Here is a 16869-nt window from a genome sequence, read left to right as displayed (position 1 = left end):
CGGTCTTTCCGTGGCCAGGACCAAGGAATTCGATCCGGACGCCGCGCTCCAGGCAGCCCTTGAGCTGTTCTGGGCGCGCGGCTACGAGGCGACGACGATGTCGGACCTCGTGGAGCACCTCGGGATCGGCCGCGCGAGCATCTACGCGACCTTCGGGAACAAGCACGAGCTGTACCTGCGGGCGATGGACCGCTACCTGGAGACGCGGGACCCGCGGATCGTCGAGGAACTGTCCGCCCCGGGCCCGGCCCTGCCGGCCGTCCGGGCGCTCGTCCGCCGTTTCGCCGCCGAGGCGGCGACCGACGGGGAGCGCCTGAACGGCTGTTTCGTCACCAACTCGGCGGCGGAACTGGGCCCGCACGACGCGGCGGTGGCCCGCCGGGTGGAGCTGAGCTGGGAGCAGATCGAGACGCTCCTGTACGCGGCGCTCACCCGGGCCCGCGCCGGGGGCGAGCTGCCGACCGACCGCGACCCGCGGGCCCTGGCGCGGATGCTGCTCGTCCTGATGCAGGGCATCCGGGTGGTCGGCAAGGCGTCGAGCGACCCGGGCCGGGTCGGGGACGCGGCGGAGCAGGCATTGGGACTGCTGGACTGAGGAACGGGCGCCCATGGCGGGCGCCTTTTCTTCGGCCACATAATGGAATGTACGGTCAAGTTCAAATGGAGGGGGTACGGGCATGACGACGACGGAGGCACAGCAGGCCCCGGGGGCCACGGGGGCCACGCCCCGCAGGCCCGGCCGCGCCGGGTTCCCGCTGCTCGGCGGCGTGCAGATGACGCTCATCTTCACCCTCGCCTCCCTCGCCGTGCCGCTGCCCCGCATCGGCGCGGAGTTCCGGCTCGACCGCGCCGAACTGATCCTGCTCAGCGCCGCCTACGGACTGACCTTCGCCGGGCTGCTGCTCCTCGGCGGGCGGCTCGCCGACCGCTTCGGCGGCCGCCGGACCCTCACCGCCGGCCTCCTGGTCTTCGGCGCCGCGTCCGCCGCGGCCCCGCTCGCCCCCGGGTACGAGGCGCTGCTCGCCGCCCGGTTCGGCCAGGGCGCCGGCGCGGCGCTCGTCGCCCCGGCCGCGATGGCGGTCCTGCGGACACTGCTGCCCGAACCGGCCGCGTACGGGCGGGCGATGGCCACCTGGGGCGGCCTCTCCGTGCTCGGCGCCACCGCCGGGAACCTCCTCTCCGGGGTCATCGCGGCCGCCACGTCCTGGCGCGGCACCTTCGCCGTACCCGTCGCCGTGACCCTCGCCGCCCTGCTCCTCGCACCCCGGCTGCTGCCCGCCACCCCGCCGGGCGCCGGGCGGTCCCTGGACCTGCCCGGCGCGCTCCTCGCCACCGCCGGGATCACGCTCGCCAGTTACGGGCTCGTCCTCACCGACGCCCACCCCTGGGGGTCCGCCCCGGTCCTCGTCCCCCTCCTGGCCGGACTCGCCCTGCTCGCCGGCTTCGCGGCCGTCGAGCGGCGGGCCGCCGACCCGCTCCTTCCCCCGGACTTCCTGCGCGACGGCCGCCGCGCCCTGGGCCTCACGGCGATCGGACTCACGGCGGCCGGCACGGCCACGGTCTTCGTCCTGCTCTCCCTCGCCCTCCAGCAGCAGCGCGGCTGGTCGGCCCTGGTCACCTCCGCCGCCTTCGTGCCCTTCGCCGTCGCGCTGCTCGGCGCGGGCCGGCTCGCGGGCCCGCTGATCGGGCGGTACGGCCCCGGGCGGGTGACCGGCGCCGGGCTCGGCACGGCCGCCGCCGGGCTGGGGCTGCTCGCCGCGACCGGCTTCGAGACCTCCGTCCCGTACGCGTACGGGCTGCTGCCCGGCCTGCTCCTGCTGCCCGCCGGCGGCGCGCTGTCCTTCGCGGGCGCCGCCGTCCTCGCCACCGACGGCGTCCCGGCGCACCGCGCGGGGCTCGCGGGCGGCGTCCTGAACACGGCGATGGAGCTCGGGCCGACGGTGGTCTTCGCCGCCCTGCTCACCCTCGGCGGCGACGCGGTGTCGCTGGCGGCCTCGGCCCTCCTCTTCGCCGCCCTGGCCGCCCTCACCGCCGCCCCGCACCGCGCCCCCACGAACCGCTCCACCCCGCACCGCGCCGACACCGGCCACACCGGCACCGTCCGCACCCACCCGACCCGTTCCGACTGAGCACCACCACAGGGGAGTCACTCATGTCCGCACGCTTCACCGACCGCACCGTCCTCGTCACCGGCGCCGGTTCCGGACTCGGCCGGGCCATCGCGCTGGCCTTCGCCGCCGAGGGCGCGAAGGTCGTCGTCGCCGGCCGCACCGCCGAGCCGCTCGACGCGACGGTCGCCCTCGTCGAGGCCGCCGGGGGCACCGCGGCCGCGGTCACCGCCGACGTGGCGAGCGCCGCGTCGACCCGGGAGCTGGTCCGCCGCACGGTCGGGCTCTTCGGCGGCCTGGACGTCGCCGTGAACAACGCCGGGGTCTTCCGGGGCGGTCACAGCGCCGCCGACTTCCCGCTGGAGGACTGGCACACGCTGCTCGACACCAACGTCACCGGGGTCCTGCACGCCCTCCAGGCCGAGGTGGCGCACATGCGGGCGCACGGCGGCGGGGCGATCGTGAACATCGCGTCCAACCTGGGCCCGCACGTCCGGATCCCGGGGGTCTTCGGCTACCAGGTCTCCAAGGCGGCCGTCTCGGCGCTCACCCGGGCCGCGGCCCTGGACCACATCGCCGACGGGGTACGGATCAACGCGGTCAGCCCCGGCGCCTCGGAGTCCACGATGTCGCTGCTGCCCGGCGAGTCCGAGGCCGAGCGGGAGGTCCGCATGAAGGAGCAGTCGCCGCTCGGCCGCATCTCGTCCGCCGCGGAGGTGGCGGCGGCGGTGCTGTACCTCGCCTCGGACGACGCGGCCTCCGCCGTCGGCACGGACCTGGTGATCGACGGCGGCGTCTCGGCCTGAGGACGGCTCCGGGGCTCAGCCCTGGACGGCCGCCGGGTCCATCCAGAAGATCTCCCAGTGGTGGCCGTCCAGGTCGGCGAAGGACCGGCCGTACATGTGGCCGAGGTCCATCGGGTCCTTCGCCGGGGTGCCGCCGGCCGCGAGCGCGGCGTCCGCCAGCTCGTCGACCTTCGCACGGCTCTCGGCGCTCAGCGTGACGAGGACCTCGGTGGACCGGGTCGCGTCGGCGATCTCCTTGCCGCGCGCCATGAAGGACGTGAACTTGGGCTCCTCCAGGAGCATCGCGAAGATCGTGTCGCTGAAGACCACACAGGCGGTGGTGGCGTCGCTGAACTGCGGGTTGGAGGAGTAGCCGAGCTTCTCGAAGAAGGACTTGCTCGCGTCGACGTCCTTGACGGGCAGGTTCACGAAGATCATCTGCGGGGCCATGATGCGCTCTCTTCCTTCGGTCGGCCGGTCCGCTCGGTGCGTTCCGGCGCTTTCGAGAGGTAGGACGGGCGTCGCGCCCGGAACTCATCGCTCTCCCGAGGATTCTTTTCGCTCAGGCCGCGGAGCGCAGCTCCAGGGCCGCCAGGGGTACGAACCCGCCGCCCGTGCCTCCGGTGGCCGTCCCGGGGCCGGCCAGCCGCCGCAGCATCGCCAGCGCGATCCGCTCGCCCTGCGCCTTGGCCCGCTCGGCCCGCTGCCCCGCGTGCAGTCCGTCGACGCTCGCGTGCCAGAGCTGCACCCACCGGCCGAAGTGGGCGGCGGTGAGCGGCCGGGCGGTGTGGAGGGCGGCGTGCGGCGCGAAGGCGTCCCGGGCGTAGTCGGCGGTACGGAAGAGGGCCCGCTCCCAGAAGTCGGCGATGCGCGGCAGGTGGACCTCCAGGTCGGTCCCGGCGATCTCGGTGAAGAAGGGCCCGATCAGCGGATCGGCGAAGGCGGCGCCGTAGAAGCGCCGCAGCAGCACGTCGAGGTCGTGACGGTCGCTGATGTCCCGGGTGGCACGCATGCCCCCAGTCTGCCCACCGGCCCCCTCCTCCCCCAAGTGCCGAAGGTCCCCGGCCCCGCCGCCTCCCCTTCACCGCTTGTTGATGCACTGTCAACGCCGAACTCCTAGGTTGCGGAAGCGCGCGACCCCGTCGCCGACCGGCATGGCGGGGCGGTTCACCACCCTTCTCAGGAGTGAGACGTGGAGCGACGCAGTTTCCTGCGTGGAGCGGTCATCGGCACGTCGGTCGCCGCCTTCGGCGGCAGCCTGTGGCACGGAGCGGCGTTCGCCGCCCCGGCCCAGCCCGGAGCCGGCCCCTACGGGGCGCTCGGCGCGGCGGACGCGAACGGCATCCAGCTGCCGGCCGGGTTCACCAGCCGGGTGATCGCCCGGTCCGGCCAGACCGTGACCGGCACCTCGTACGCCTGGCACAACGCCCCCGACGGCGGCGCCTGCTTCGCCGACGGCACCGGCTGGATCTACGTCTCCAACTCGGAGATCAACCCGAGCGGCGGCGCCAGTGCGGTGAAGTTCGACGCGGCGGGCACGATCACCGGCGCGTACCGCATCCTCTCCGGCACCCGGCAGAACTGCGCCGGCGGCAAGACCCCGTGGAACACCTGGCTGTCCTGCGAGGAGGTGTCCCTCGGCTACGTCTACGAGACGAACCCCTGGGGCGGCACCGCGACCCGCCGGGACGCGATGGGCAGGTTCAAGCACGAGGCGGCGGCGGCCGACCCGGTGCGCCAGGTGATCTACCTGACCGAGGACGAGACGGACGGCTGCTTCTACCGCTTCATCCCCACCACCTGGGGCAACCTCTCCTCCGGCACCCTCCAGGTCTTCAAGGCGTCCACCGCCACCTCCGGCACCTTCACCTGGCAGAACGTCCCGGACCCCGACGGCTCCCCGACCGTCACCCGCAACCAGGTCTCCGGCGCCAAGCGCTTCAACGGCGGCGAGGGCTGCTACTACGCGAACGACACCGTCTGGTTCACCACCAAGGGCGACAACCGGGTCTGGCAGGTCGACCTGGCGGCCGGCACGTACGAGCTGGCGTACGACGACTCGCTGGTCTCCGGCGGCGGCGCCCCGCTCACCGGCGTCGACAACATCACGGGCACGTCCTCCGGCGACCTGTTCGTCGCGGAGGACGGCGGCAACATGGAGATCTGCCTGATCACCCCGGACGACATCGTCGCGCCGTTCCTGCGGATCACCGGCCAGTCCGGCTCCGAGATCACCGGACCGGCCTTCTCCCCCGACGGCACGCGGCTGTACTTCTCCAGCCAGCGCGGCACGAGCGGCAGCTCGTCGGGCGGTATCACCTACGAGGTGACCGGCCCGTTCCGCGCGTAGTCGCGCGTGTAGCAGCGCAGGTCCACCGTCCGTTGGGCGCCGCCGAGCAGGGCGGCGCCCAACGGCGTCAGGGTGTGCAGGACCGCGTTGCCGTTGCGGAGGGTCGCGATGAGCCCGGCCTCCCGCAGGACGCCCGCGTGCTGGCTCGCCGAGGCCAGGGACACCCCGGCCCGGCGGGCGAGCTCGCTCGTCGTCCCGCCGTCGCCGATGGCGTGCAGGACCGCCGAGCGGGTCTGGCCGACCAGCTTGGCCAGCGAGGAGCCGCCCGGCGAGCGGACGGTCGGCGCCTCGCCGTGTGTGACGGGGTAGACCAGGACCGGCGGCAGCGCGGGGTCGCGCAGCACGACCGGGGTCCCCCGGCAGAAGTACGAGGGCTGGAGCAGCAGCCCCCGCCCGTCGAGGTGGACGTCCCGGTCGACCGGGTAGTCGGCCTCCAGGACGGGCGCGCGCCAGCGCAGCATCGGCGGCAGCGAGGCCAGGAGTTCGTCCGCCCCGCCGTCGAGCAGGGCGCGGCCGCGCCGGGCGCGGTCGGCCTCGACCCGGGCCCGGATGTGCGGCCAGTACGGCTCGACGGCGGCCCGGTGGTAACTGCGCAGGGCCCCCACGAGCCGGTCGAAGGGCTCCGCGCCGCCGTCGGCGAGGGCGCGCAGCGAGTGGGGCACCGTACGGCCGCCGGAGCGGTCGGCGGCGAGCAGCGACAGCTCTCCGCGGAGCCGGCCGGTGCCGGTCGCGCGGATCGCCTGGAGGCCCTCTTCGAGCCCGTGGACGCCCTCCGCGGGCGTCAGGAAGTCGGGAAAATAGCCGCGGCTGGGCACGAGCGCGGCCAGCAGGCGGGTCTCACCGCCGAGCCGCATCCGGGTTTCCGAGCGCCATTCCCCGTAGACCACGGGTCCGCGCCGGTCCCTTAAACGGTGAAAGCTGAGAATCGTTTCCCACAGAACATCCGGCCGGGCAGCGGTCCGCACCCCCGCCAAGTCGTTTCCGGTGAAATGAATCCGCAGCATGACGTCCCCACCTGTGCACTCGCAACCACCCCCGACAACGAGTATGCACAGCATCACAGCACGTTACCAGGGTGTTTCAGCCACAGTTGAAAAGCATCGCGGCAATCGGGCGGAAACGAAAAGCTGTGCGGGTCGGGCAGGAAACCTTCAGGACCGAGGTGACGTGGCGAAGACCGTGGGGGGCTTTGCGCGTCTGGCGGCGGTCGGCGAGGTTGCGGCTCACCTGCCCGGCATCGGTAAAGGGCGCGGCCTCCGGGTGGGGATCCGGAGGTCGCGCCCGAACCGCTCTTTGCGGCGAGGAACAGAAAAGTTCAATAGCGAATAATTCAATCAGCCGCAATTGAACAGGAACTCACATCCGATCGACGACCGCGCGAAATGAGCGGGACGAAAGACGACGGGACGGACACCTCTGCACAAAGGTGTCCGTCCCGTCTCTGTGATTCCGGGGCCGCCGCCCGCCGGTGAGGGTCGAAAGATGACCGACGGCGGCCCCGGTGGTCCGGTGGTCCCGCTGCTGAACCGCGGGTCAGGAGGGCCCGACCGCCACTCCTGACCCCCGGTTCAGCAGGGCTCGGTGGCCGCTGCTGAACCTTCGTTCAGCAGGGCTCAGCGGCTGTCGCTGCCCTTCGCCTCGGCCGCCGCGCGGCCGGCCTCCAGGCGCGCCACCGGGATCCGGAAGGGCGAGCAGGAGACGTAGTCGAGGCCCACCTCGTGGAAGAAGTGCACCGACTCCGGGTCGCCGCCGTGCTCGCCGCAGACACCGAGCTTGATGTCGGGGCGGGTGGCCCGGCCGGCCTGCACGGCGCTGCGCACGAGGGCGCCGACGCCGTCCTTGTCGATGGTCTCGAAGGGGCTGACGCCGAAGATGCCCTTCTCCAGGTACGCGGTGAAGAACGATGCCTCCACGTCGTCGCGGGAGAAGCCCCAGACCGTCTGGGTCAGGTCGTTGGTGCCGAAGGAGAAGAACTCCGCGGCCTCGGCGATCTGACCGGCGGTCACGGCGGCGCGGGGCAGCTCGATCATGGTGCCGAGCGCGAGCTTGAGCTCGACGCCGGTCTGCGCCCGGACCTCGGCGATGACCTGCTCGGCCTCCTCGCGGACGATCTCCAGCTCCTGGACGGTGCCGACGAGCGGGATCATGATCTCCACGCGCGGGTCGCCCTTGGCGTCGATGCGCTGGGCCGCGGCCTCGGCGATCGCCCGGACCTGCATGGTGAACAGGCCGGGGATGACCAGGCCGAGGCGGACACCGCGCAGACCCAGCATCGGGTTCTGCTCGTGCAGCCGGTGCACGGCCTGGAGCAGGCGCAGGTCGTTCTCGTGCGGCTCCTTGCGGGACTCGGCGAGGGCGACGCGCACCGACAGCTCGGTGATGTCGGGCAGGAACTCGTGCAGCGGCGGGTCGAGCAGCCGGACCGTGACGGGCAGCCCGTCCATGGCCTCGAAGAGCTCGATGAAGTCCTGCTTCTGCAGCGGCAGGAGGGCCTTCAGCGACTCCTCGCGCTCCTCGTCGGTGTCGGCGAGGATGAGGCGCTCGACGTACTGGCGGCGCTCGCCGAGGAACATGTGCTCGGTGCGGCACAGGCCGATGCCCTGGGCGCCGAAACGGCGGGCGCGCAGCGCGTCCTCGGCGTTGTCGGCGTTGGCGCGGACGCGCAGCCGGCGGACGCGGTCCGCGTAGGCCATGATCCGGTGCACGGCGGCGACGAGCTCGTCGGCGTCGTCGGCGCCGGCGTGCATGCGGCCCTCGAAGTACTCGACGACCGGGGACGGTACGACGGGGACCTCACCGAGGTACACCTTGCCGGTGGAGCCGTCGATGGAGACGACGTCGCCCTCTTCGACGACCTGGCCGTCGGAGGTGGTCATCCGGCGGCGCTTGGTGTCGACCTCGAGCTCCTCGGCGCCGCAGACACAGGTCTTGCCCATGCCGCGGGCGACGACGGCGGCGTGCGAGGTCTTGCCGCCGCGGGAGGTGAGGATGCCCTCGGCGGCGATCATGCCGTCCAGGTCGTCCGGGTTGGTCTCGCGGCGGATCAGGATGACCTTCTCGCCCGAGCGGGACCACTTGACCGCGGTGTAGGAGTCGAAGACGGCCTTGCCGACGGCGGCGCCCGGGGAGGCGGCGATGCCGCGGCCGATCTGCTCGACCTTGGCGTTCTCGTCGAACTTGGGGAACATCAGCTGGGCGAGCTGGGCGCCGTTGACGCGCTGGAGCGCCTCGGCCTCGTCGATCAGGCCCTGGTCCACGAGCTGCGTGGCGATGCGGAAGGCGGCACCGGCGGTGCGCTTGCCGACACGGGTCTGGAGCATCCAGAGCTGGCCGCGCTCGATGGTGAACTCGATGTCGCAGAGATCCTTGTAGTGGGTCTCCAGCGTCTCCATGATGTGCATGAGCTGGTCGTACGACTTCTTGTCGATCGACTCGAGGTCGGCCAGCGGCACGGTGTTGCGGATACCGGCGACGACGTCCTCGCCCTGCGCGTTCTGCAGGTAGTCGCCGTAGACGCCGGCGTGGCCGGAGGCGGGGTCGCGGGTGAAGGCGACGCCGGTGCCGGAGTCGGGGCCGAGGTTGCCGAAGACCATCGAGCAGACGTTGACGGCGGTGCCGAGGTCGCCCGGAATGCGCTCCTGGCGGCGGTACAGCTTGGCGCGGTCGGTGTTCCAGGAGTTGAAGACGGCCTCGATGGCGAGGTCCATCTGCTCACGCGGGTCCTGGGGGAAGTCGCGGCCGGTCTGGGCCTTCACGATCTTCTTGAAGTGCTTGACGACCTTCTTGAGGTCGGCGGCGTCCAGGTCGGTGTCGCTGGCGACCTTCTTCGCGGCCTTGGCCTCGTCGAGGGCCTCCTCGAAGAGCTCGCCGTCGACGTCGAGGACGGTCTTGCCGAACATCTGGATGAGGCGGCGGTAGGAGTCCCACGCGAAGCGCTCGTTGTCGGCCTGGCGGGCGAGGCCGACGACGGACTCGTCGGAGAGGCCGATGTTGAGGACCGTGTCCATCATGCCCGGCATGGAGAACTTGGCTCCGGAGCGGACGGAGACGAGCAGCGGGTCGTCGGCCTGGCCGAGCTTCTTGCCCATCTTCCGCTCGAGGGCGTCGAGGTGGGCACTCACCTCGTCGCGGAGCTCGACCGGCTCCGATCCGCTCTCGAGGTAGACCTTGCATGCCTCGGTGGTGATCGTGAAGCCGGGAGGGACCGGAAGACCGAGGTTGGTCATCTCGGCCAGGTTCGCGCCCTTGCCACCGAGCAGGTCCTTCAGGTCCCTGTTGCCCTCGGTGAAGTCGTACACGAACTTCTGATCATTGTTTTCCGACACGGGTCCCGACTCCTCGATGACTCGGTTGGCTGCCCTGACGGCGAGGAACATACCCAGATCGAAGGCTTCTGGGGAGGTACGCCTAGCGGACACCCGGTCTTAACCACCCGTCCGCCAGCACTTCGAAAGTTACCGACCAGAAGCTTCCGCTTTCACGGCCCGAAGGGTCCTTAGCCCAAAACAGCGGGATGACGCTCATATGAGCAATCATTCGAGCAAGTGTGTTCAAGTCTTGAACGCAAAAGGGGTGGCACCCAGTGCCACCCCTTCAGGCGGTGCAGCCATTCGTAATGTGCTCATGTGAGCGGCATCCCCCTCAGGGGTGGCGAGGATCACTCCCCAGAATAGGCCGGATCTCAGCCGCCGGACGTGTCCAGCTCGGCTTCCTCGCTCACGCCGGAGCAGTCGTACGGGTCCTTCAACCAGCCGTCCGGCAGGACAACCCGGTTGTTTCCGGACGTACGGCCGCGAGGACCGTCCGCACCCACCGGCCACGGCTGGTCCAGGTCGAGCTCGCTCAACTGAGCACGCAGCTCGTCCAGGGACGAGGTGATCGCCAGCTTCTTGCGCATCTCGGAACCGACCGCGAAGCCCTTCAGGTACCAGGCCACATGCTTGCGGAAGTCGATGACACCGCGTGCCTCGTCACCCAGCCACTCGCCGAGCAGCCGCGCGTGCCGCACCATCGCGTCCGCGACGTCGCGCAGACCCGGCTGCGCGTACGCGCCCGTGCCCTCGAAGCCCGCCACCAGGTCCCCGAAGAGCCACGGGCGGCCCAGGCAGCCGCGCCCGACGACCACGCCGTCACAGCCCGTCTCCCGCATCATCCGCAGGGCGTCGTCGGCCGACCAGATGTCGCCGTTGCCGAGGACCGGGATCTCCGGCACGTGCTCCTTGAGGCGCGCGATCGCGTCCCAGTCCGCCGTGCCGCCGTAGTGCTGGGCCGCCGTCCGCCCGTGCAGGGCGATCGCCGTCACGCCCTCCTCGACCGCGATCCGGCCCGCGTCGAGGAAGGTGATGTGGTCGTCGTCGATGCCCTTGCGCATCTTCATCGTGACCGGCAGGTCGCCCGCGTTGGTCACCGCCTCGTGCAGGATCGCCCGCAGCAGCGGCCGCTTGTACGGGAGGGCCGAGCCACCGCCCTTCCGCGTCACCTTGGGCACCGGGCAGCCGAAGTTCAGGTCGATGTGGTCGGCGAGGTCCTCGTCGACGATCATCCGCACGGCCTTGCCGACGGTGACGGGGTCCACGCCGTACAGCTGGATCGAGCGCGGCTTCTCGGTCTCGTCGAAGCGGATGAGCTGCATCGTCTTCTCGTTGCGCTCGACCAGGGCGCGCGTCGTGATCATCTCGCTCACGAACAGCCCCTTGCCACCGCTGTACTCGCGGCAGAGGGTACGGAAGGGGGCGTTGGTGATGCCGGCCATCGGGGCGAGCACCACCGGCGGCTGCACGATGTGCGGCCCGATGGCGAGAGGGGAGAACGCGGTCATGCGGCCCATTGTCGCGCACCGGCCAGGTCCTTAGTCAGCCGTACTATCCGCGCATGGCCGAGCTCACAGCCACGGGGCCCTCCTGCTCGCGGACCACCAGGTCGAGGAGCCGCTCGATCCCGGCCCGGGTCCCGGCGTCGACGGGGACGTACGTGACGAGGTGCGGGCCCGACGTCGGGCCCAGCCAGAGGTTGGTGTGCTCGAACCTGAGCAGGCCGACACGGGCGTTGTGGATGACCTTGGTGCGGCCGCCGGGGGCGACCACGTCGTGCCGGGCCCAGATCTCCCGGAACGCGGGCGAGGCCGCTTCGAGCCGCTGGACGAGCGCCTTCCAGGCGGGCTCGGCCAGGTGCTCGGCCATGGAGGCGCGGAACTTCCCGGCGAGGATCGGCAGCAGGTCAGGCAGATCGGTGGCCGCGGCCCGGAAGTCCTCGTCGGTGAAGGCCAGCCAGAGGGAGTTGCGGTCCTCGCGGGGCCGGGCGTCCAGGTCGCAGAAGAGGCGCCCGAAGGTCCGGTTGTAGGCGAGGAAGTCGAACCGGCTGTTCTGGACGGCGGCGGGGACGGGCTCCAGCTGCGCCAGGAGCGTCCGCAGCGCGGGCGTGACGGCCGAGGAGGGCGCCCCGGGGTGCGGGTCGCTCTGCCCGGCGAGGGCGAAGAGGTGGCTCCGCTCGGTCGGATCGAGCAGCAGCGCATCGGCGAGGGCGTCGAGCACCTGCGGGGAGACCTGGATGTCCCGGGCCTGTTCGAGCCAGGTGTACCAGGTGACGCCGACGGCGGACAGGTGCGCGACCTCCTCGCGGCGCAGGCCCGGGGTGCGGCGGCGCCGGCCCCGGGGCAGGCCGACCTGCTCGGGGGTGATGCGCTCGCGCCGGCTGCGCAGGAAGGCGGCGAGCTCGTGCCGCCGGGTCTCGGGTGCCGCCGTCATCGCTGTCGTCACGCTCCCAGGGTGCCGGGGCGGTCAGCCCGTTGCCAGGTATTGGTTGTACCAGGATAAAGACACTCTGGTACCAGGCTGAGCGGACGCGGATCGTCTGACGCGTGACTTCGACCCCGGCCCCCGGCCGCACCCCAGCCTCCGGCGGCACGTCCGCCTCCGGCCGCCCTTCCGGCCCCGGCCCGACCGCCGCCTCCGGCCGCACGACCGACCCGACGGCCGCCACCGCCACCGCCTCCGGCCGTACGGGCAACCCGACGGCCGCCGCCACCACCGACCGTACGGCCGCCACCGCCACCGCCCGCACGAAGGCCCCGCCGGGCGGGGCCCCGCCCGCGCTCGGCCCGCTGGGCCTGTTCACCGTCCTCCTCGGCGCCGCGCTGCCACTGATCGACTTCTTCATCGTGAACGTCGCCCTGCCGTCCATCGACCAGGACCTCGCCGCGGGCCCGGTGCTGCTGGAGCTGGTCGTCGCCGGTTACGCCCTGCCGTACGCCGTCCTGCTCGTCCTGGGCGGGCGGCTCGGCGACCTCCTGGGCCGCCGCCGGCTATTCCTCGCCGGCATGGCCGCCTTCGGCCTGACCTCCCTCGCCTGCGGGCTCGCCCCGGACGCGTGGACGCTGGTCGGGGCGCGGGTGGCGCAGGGCGCCGCGGCGGCGCTGATGCTGCCGCAGGTGCTCGCGACCATCCACTCCTCGACGGAGGGGCCGCGCCGGGCCAGGGCGCTGAGCCTGTACGGCGCGACCGCCGGTCTGTCGATGGCGGGCGGCCAGATCCTGGGCGGGGTGCTCGTCGCGGCGGATGTCGCGGGCTCGGGCTGGCGCGCGGTGTTCCTGGTGAACGTCCCCATCGCCGCCGTGGGCCTGCTGCTCGCCCTGCGGACGGTTCCGGAGACCCGCTCGGACCGTCCGGCGCCGGTGGACGTGCCGGGGACGCTGCTGCTCGCCCTGTCGCTGATCACGCTGCTCGCGCCGCTGACCGAGGGGCGGGCGGCGGGGTGGCCGCCGTGGACCTGGGTCTCGCTGGGCGTCTTCCCGTTCGCGGCGGTGGCGTTCTGGCGGGCGGAGCTGCGGGCGGACCGCCGCGGCGACACCCCGCTGGTCCCGCCGAGCCTGCTCGGGCTGGTCTCGCTGCGGCGCGGTCTTGTGATGCTGCTGCCGCTCTGCATGGGCTTCGGCGGCTTCATGTTCGTGATCGCGGTCGCGCTCCAGCAGGGCCTCGGCCTGGGTGCGGTGGCCTCGGGCCTCGCCCTGGTCCCGATGGCGCTGGCGTTCTTCGCGGCGTCCCTGGCGGGCCCCCGGCTGGTGGGGCGCTGGGGCACGCGCGTGGTGACGGCGGGCGCCCTCGCGCAGGGCCTCGGCATCGTCCTGCTGGCGCTGACGGCCTGGCGCGCCTGGCCGGACCTCTCGGTGGGACTCCTCCTCCCCGGCATGGCGATCGCCGGCCTGGGGCAGGGCCTCCAGCTCCCGGTGATCTTCCGGGTGATCCTCTCGGAGGTCCCGGCGGAACGGGCCGGCGTCGGCAGCGGCGTCATGATCACCACCCAGCAGTCCTCGCTGGCCCTGGGCGTGGTCACCCTGGGCTCCCTCTACCTCGGCCTCGCGTCCACCGCCCCGAAGGACTCCCCGACCCCCCTCGTGGCGACGCTCCTGGTCCAGCTCGCCATGGTCGCCGTCACCACGGCCCTGTCCGTACGCCTGCCGAGACCCGCGGCCTAGCGCCCGGGGGCATGACCGGCCGACGCCCGCGTCCCCGGGACCGGGTCCGGGTCCGGGTCCCGGGGATCGCGAGAAGGGCCCGAGGCGGCGAACGCCTCGGGCCCTTCGTCGTGCGGTGGCTGCGGCTACTCCTGGCCGGTGCCGGTGGTGTCGGTCGCCGTGCCGGTGGTGTCGGCGCTCTCGGCTCCCTGGGCGCGTTCGCGCATCTTCTTCAGGAGCTCCTGCTTGCGGTCGTCGGCCGCGCCAAGGGCGGCGGCGCCGCCCTGGACGGCGCCGTGCCGGTCGGCGCGGGACAGCTTCTTGCGCTGCCCTCCGACGCCGAGGAGGTTGTTGCGCTTGGCCATGGGTTCTCCCGTCAGTGAGGTGTGCGGTGGGTCGGTCGCCTGCGCGGCGCGCTCACTCGTAGATCTGGAAGAACGAAGAAGACATGCCGGTGACGCTACCCCGGCCCTCCTCCCCTGGCACCCGCTTTTCCCGCGCCCCCGGCCGGCGCCCCAGCCCCCGAACGACGACCCGCCCGACCCGACCCCACCCCACCCCGCCTCACTCTGACCCAACGAATGACAGATATTGAAATCTGTCATCGGTCATGCCATGCTTCTTCCATGACGACGACACAGAACCCCGTACCCACCCGCTCCCTCGGCACCACCGGCCCCGCCGTCTCCGCCGTGGGCCTCGGCTGCATGGGCATGTCCGCGCTGTACGGCGAGAGCGACCGCGCGGAGTCGATCGCGACGATCCACGCCGCCCTGGACGCCGGGGTGACGCTCCTCGACACGGGCGACTTCTACGGCATGGGCCACAACGAGCTGCTGATCGCCGAGGCCCTGCGCAGCGCCCCCGCCGCCGCCCGCGCGCAGGCGCTGACCAGCGTGAAGTTCGGCGCGCTCCGCACCGTCGAGGGCGGCTTCACCGGATACGACGGCCGTCCGGCGGCCGTGAAGAACTTCGCGGCGTACTCGCTCCAGCGCCTGGGCACCGACCACATCGACATCTACCGGATCGCCCGCGTCGACCCCGACGTGCCGATCGAGGAGACCGTGGGCGCCATCGCCGAACTGGTCGAGGCGGGTCACGTCCGGCACATCGGGCTCTCCGAGGTCGGCGCGGACACCCTGCGCCGGGCGGCCGCCGTGGCCCCGATCGCGGACCTCCAGATCGAGTACTCGCTGATCTCCCGCTCCATCGAGGAGAAGATCCTGCCCACCGCCCGCGAGCTGGGCATCGGCGTCACGGCGTACGGCGTGCTGTCGCGCGGCCTGATCAGCGGCCACTTCGGCCGGGACCGGGAGCTGGCGCCGGGCGACTTCCGGGGCATGAGCCCGCGCTTCCAGGGCGAGAACCTCCAGCGGAACCTGGACCTGGTGGACCGGCTGCGGACGCTCGCCGCGGCGAAGGGCGTGTCGGTGGCGCAGTCGGCGATCGCCTGGGTGCTCGCCCAGCGCGAGCGGCAGGGCGTGGACATCGTCCCGCTGGTCGGCGCCAGGAGCCGGGAGCGGCTCGCGGAGGCGCTCGGCGCCCTGGACGTCGCGCTCGACGCCGCCGACCTGGCCGCGATCGAGGAGGCCGTCCCGGCGGGCGCGGCGGCCGGCGAGCGGTATCCGGCGGCGCAGATGGCCCACCTGGACAGCGAGCACTGACGGGTACTGTCCTTCCATGGCCGCCACCGAGACCCTGACCGCAGAGCGCATCCTCGAAGCCACCGAGGAGGTGCTGCGCCGCTACGGCCCCGCGAAGGCGACGGTGGTCGACGTGGCCCGGGTCCTCGGCGTCAGCCATGGCAGCGTCTACCGTCACTTCCGTACGAAGGCGGCGCTGCGCGAGGCGGTCACCGAGCGGTGGCTGGAGCGGACGATCGTCGCGCTGCGGCCGTACGCCGAGGCCGGGGGCCCGGCGGACGAGCGGCTCACCGGCTGGCTGACGGCCCTCTTCGCCCTGAAGCGGAAGAAGGCCGGCGGTGATCCCGAGCTGATGGCCACCTTCCAGGTCCTCATCGGCGAGAACAGCGCGGTGGTCGACCGGCACGAGGATCACCTCGTCGAGCAGATCGCCCGGATCCTGGAGGACGGCCGCCGCGAGGGCCGGTTCGCCGTCCCGGAGAAGGACGCCACGGTGACGGCCCGCGCGGTCTTCGACGCCACGGACCGCTTCCACAACCCGGCGCACGCCTCCGACTGGTCGGCGCCGGACGTCGAGGACGCGTTCGCGGCCGTCGTCTCCCTGGTGCAGCGCGCGCTGCGGGCCTGAGAAGCACGACCCTCCGGGAAATCCGGGCTTTTGAAGATCATTTGGCTTGGAGTTTCCCCTTCCCTGTCCGGTGCATGACTAACGTTCCCCCGCACCGCGACCGCAAGAGCTCCCAGGGGGAACCATGTCCGCACCCGCCACGCCACCGGCCGGCGCCGCCGCCGAGCGGCCGCAGCCTCCGGCCCGCTCAGGCGCCGCCTCCGCGATCGGCTGGGTCCTCACCATCGGCCTCAACGTCGTCGCGCCGATCCTCACGTACAACACGCTGACCGAGGACCACGGCTGGTCCGAGTTCTCCGCCCTGCTGCTCAGCAGCGCCTGGCCGGTCCTGGACACCGCGATCATGGTCGCCTGGCGCCGCAAGGTGGACGAGTTCGCGCTGGTCACCCTGGTCTTCCTGGTGATCACGGCGGTGGTCTCGCTGGTCGGCGCGCACACCGCCCGCGCGCTCCTGGTCAAGGACTCGTGCGTGACGGGCCTGTTCGGTCTGCTCTGTCTGGCCACCCTGCTCGCGCCCCGCCCGCTGATGTTCTACTTCGGCCGCAAGTTCGCGACCGACGGCACTCCGGCGAGCACGGCGTGGTGGAACGGGATGTGGCAGTTCGAGGGCTTCCGCTCCACCATGCGCACGATGACGCTGGTGTGGGGCGTGGCGTACGTGACGGAGGCGCTGGTCCGGATCGGCCTCGCGTACGTCCTGCCGACGAAGACCATGGTCACCCTCAGCCCGATCATGATCTACGCCGTCCTCGGCGTCCTGGGCGTCTGGACGGCCTGGTTCGGGAAGCGCCGCGCGGCCGAGGGCGCACGGCGCCAGGCGGAGGCCGATGCCGCCGCCGCGGCGGTCGCGTCCGCCTGACGGCACGGGAAAGCCCCCGGTTCCGAGTCGGAACCGGGGGCTTTCGC

15 protein-coding genes are annotated in these 16869 nt (G+C 72.3%); 8 read left to right on the top strand and 7 right to left on the bottom strand.

The genetic code is table 11. The features are described from left to right. Positions 1 to 10: 10 nt before the first annotated feature. The 3 genes from ACFVZH_RS05290 (at position 11) to ACFVZH_RS05280 (ending at position 2914) form a co-directional block, all read left to right on the top strand. The gene (locus ACFVZH_RS05290) at positions 11 to 595 is read left to right on the top strand and encodes a TetR/AcrR family transcriptional regulator (RefSeq protein ID WP_384893413.1); all 585 of its coding nucleotides are present in this window, start codon (positions 11 to 13) and stop codon (positions 593 to 595) included. Between the two features lie 82 nt (positions 596 to 677). Continuing rightward, the gene (locus tag ACFVZH_RS05285) at positions 678 to 2129 is read left to right on the top strand and encodes an MFS transporter (RefSeq protein ID WP_384893411.1); all 1452 of its coding nucleotides are present in this window, start codon (positions 678 to 680) and stop codon (positions 2127 to 2129) included. Between the two features lie 23 nt (positions 2130 to 2152). After that, a complete protein-coding gene (locus ACFVZH_RS05280; protein ID WP_384893409.1) occupies positions 2153 to 2914 on the top strand; it encodes an SDR family NAD(P)-dependent oxidoreductase in 762 nt (253 codons plus the stop codon). 15 nt (positions 2915 to 2929) lie between these two features. Here ACFVZH_RS05280 and ACFVZH_RS05275 read toward each other — a convergent pair whose 3' ends face one another. Together ACFVZH_RS05275 and ACFVZH_RS05270 are read right to left on the bottom strand one after the other, a co-directional pair. Continuing rightward, positions 2930 to 3343: a VOC family protein gene (locus tag ACFVZH_RS05275; RefSeq protein WP_384893407.1), complete on the bottom strand. Its 414-nt coding sequence runs from the start codon at positions 3341 to 3343 to the stop codon at positions 2930 to 2932. A 112-nt stretch (positions 3344 to 3455) separates the two neighbouring features. Continuing rightward, complete coding sequence (locus ACFVZH_RS05270) at positions 3456 to 3905, bottom strand: group III truncated hemoglobin (RefSeq protein WP_384893405.1); 450 nt, start codon at positions 3903 to 3905, stop codon at positions 3456 to 3458. A 180-nt stretch (positions 3906 to 4085) separates the two neighbouring features. On the opposite strand from ACFVZH_RS05270, the gene ACFVZH_RS05265 reads away from it, so the two are divergent. After that, positions 4086 to 5243, top strand: coding sequence for an alkaline phosphatase PhoX (locus ACFVZH_RS05265; protein ID WP_384893403.1), 1158 nt, complete (start codon positions 4086 to 4088; stop codon positions 5241 to 5243). Here ACFVZH_RS05265 and ACFVZH_RS05260 read toward each other — a convergent pair. The 4 genes from ACFVZH_RS05260 to ACFVZH_RS05245 form a co-directional block, all read right to left on the bottom strand. Next, on the bottom strand, positions 5213 to 6247 hold the full coding sequence (locus ACFVZH_RS05260; protein ID WP_384893401.1) for a helix-turn-helix domain-containing protein: 1035 nt from the start codon (positions 6245 to 6247) through the stop codon (positions 5213 to 5215). The two genes, ACFVZH_RS05265 and ACFVZH_RS05260, sit on opposite strands and share 31 nt — an antisense overlap. A gap of 609 nt (positions 6248 to 6856) precedes the next feature. After that, a complete protein-coding gene (gene ppdK / locus ACFVZH_RS05255) occupies positions 6857 to 9568 on the bottom strand; it encodes a pyruvate, phosphate dikinase (RefSeq protein ID WP_384893399.1) in 2712 nt (903 codons plus the stop codon). A 356-nt stretch (positions 9569 to 9924) separates the two neighbouring features. Continuing rightward, positions 9925 to 11061 (bottom strand): tRNA dihydrouridine synthase DusB, encoded by a 1137-nt coding sequence (dusB, locus tag ACFVZH_RS05250; RefSeq protein WP_384893397.1) that lies wholly within the window; start codon positions 11059 to 11061, stop codon positions 9925 to 9927. Positions 11062 to 11104: 43 nt separating this feature from the next. Next, entirely contained in the window at positions 11105 to 11986 is an 882-nt protein-coding gene (locus ACFVZH_RS05245) for a helix-turn-helix domain-containing protein (RefSeq protein ID WP_384893655.1), read from the bottom strand. Between the two features lie 356 nt (positions 11987 to 12342). Here ACFVZH_RS05245 and ACFVZH_RS05240 point away from each other — a divergent pair, with 356 nt between their 5' ends. After that, the gene (locus tag ACFVZH_RS05240; RefSeq protein WP_384893653.1) at positions 12343 to 13713 is read left to right on the top strand and encodes an MFS transporter; all 1371 of its coding nucleotides are present in this window, start codon (positions 12343 to 12345) and stop codon (positions 13711 to 13713) included. A 125-nt stretch (positions 13714 to 13838) separates the two neighbouring features. On the opposite strand, the gene ACFVZH_RS05235 is transcribed toward ACFVZH_RS05240, so the two are convergent. Continuing rightward, entirely contained in the window at positions 13839 to 14057 is a 219-nt protein-coding gene (locus ACFVZH_RS05235; protein WP_384893395.1) for a DUF6243 family protein, read from the bottom strand. Positions 14058 to 14318: 261 nt separating this feature from the next. Here ACFVZH_RS05235 and ACFVZH_RS05230 point away from each other — a divergent pair, with 261 nt between their 5' ends. The 3 genes from ACFVZH_RS05230 (at position 14319) to ACFVZH_RS05220 (ending at position 16822) form a co-directional block, all read left to right on the top strand. Beyond that, positions 14319 to 15356: an aldo/keto reductase gene (locus tag ACFVZH_RS05230; protein WP_384893393.1), complete on the top strand. Its 1038-nt coding sequence runs from the start codon at positions 14319 to 14321 to the stop codon at positions 15354 to 15356. A gap of 16 nt (positions 15357 to 15372) precedes the next feature. After that, the gene (locus tag ACFVZH_RS05225; protein WP_384893391.1) at positions 15373 to 15963 is read left to right on the top strand and encodes a TetR family transcriptional regulator; all 591 of its coding nucleotides are present in this window, start codon (positions 15373 to 15375) and stop codon (positions 15961 to 15963) included. 124 nt (positions 15964 to 16087) lie between these two features. Beyond that, positions 16088 to 16822 carry a VC0807 family protein gene (locus ACFVZH_RS05220; protein WP_384893389.1) on the top strand — a complete coding sequence of 245 codons (735 nt, stop codon included), beginning with the start codon at positions 16088 to 16090 and terminating at the stop codon, positions 16820 to 16822. Positions 16823 to 16869 lie beyond the last annotated feature (47 nt).

The organism is Streptomyces sp. NPDC059534 (assembly GCF_042743475.1).
Lineage (GTDB): Bacteria > Actinomycetota > Actinomycetes > Streptomycetales > Streptomycetaceae > Streptomyces.
This window is presented reverse-complemented; position numbering and strand designations above follow the sequence as displayed.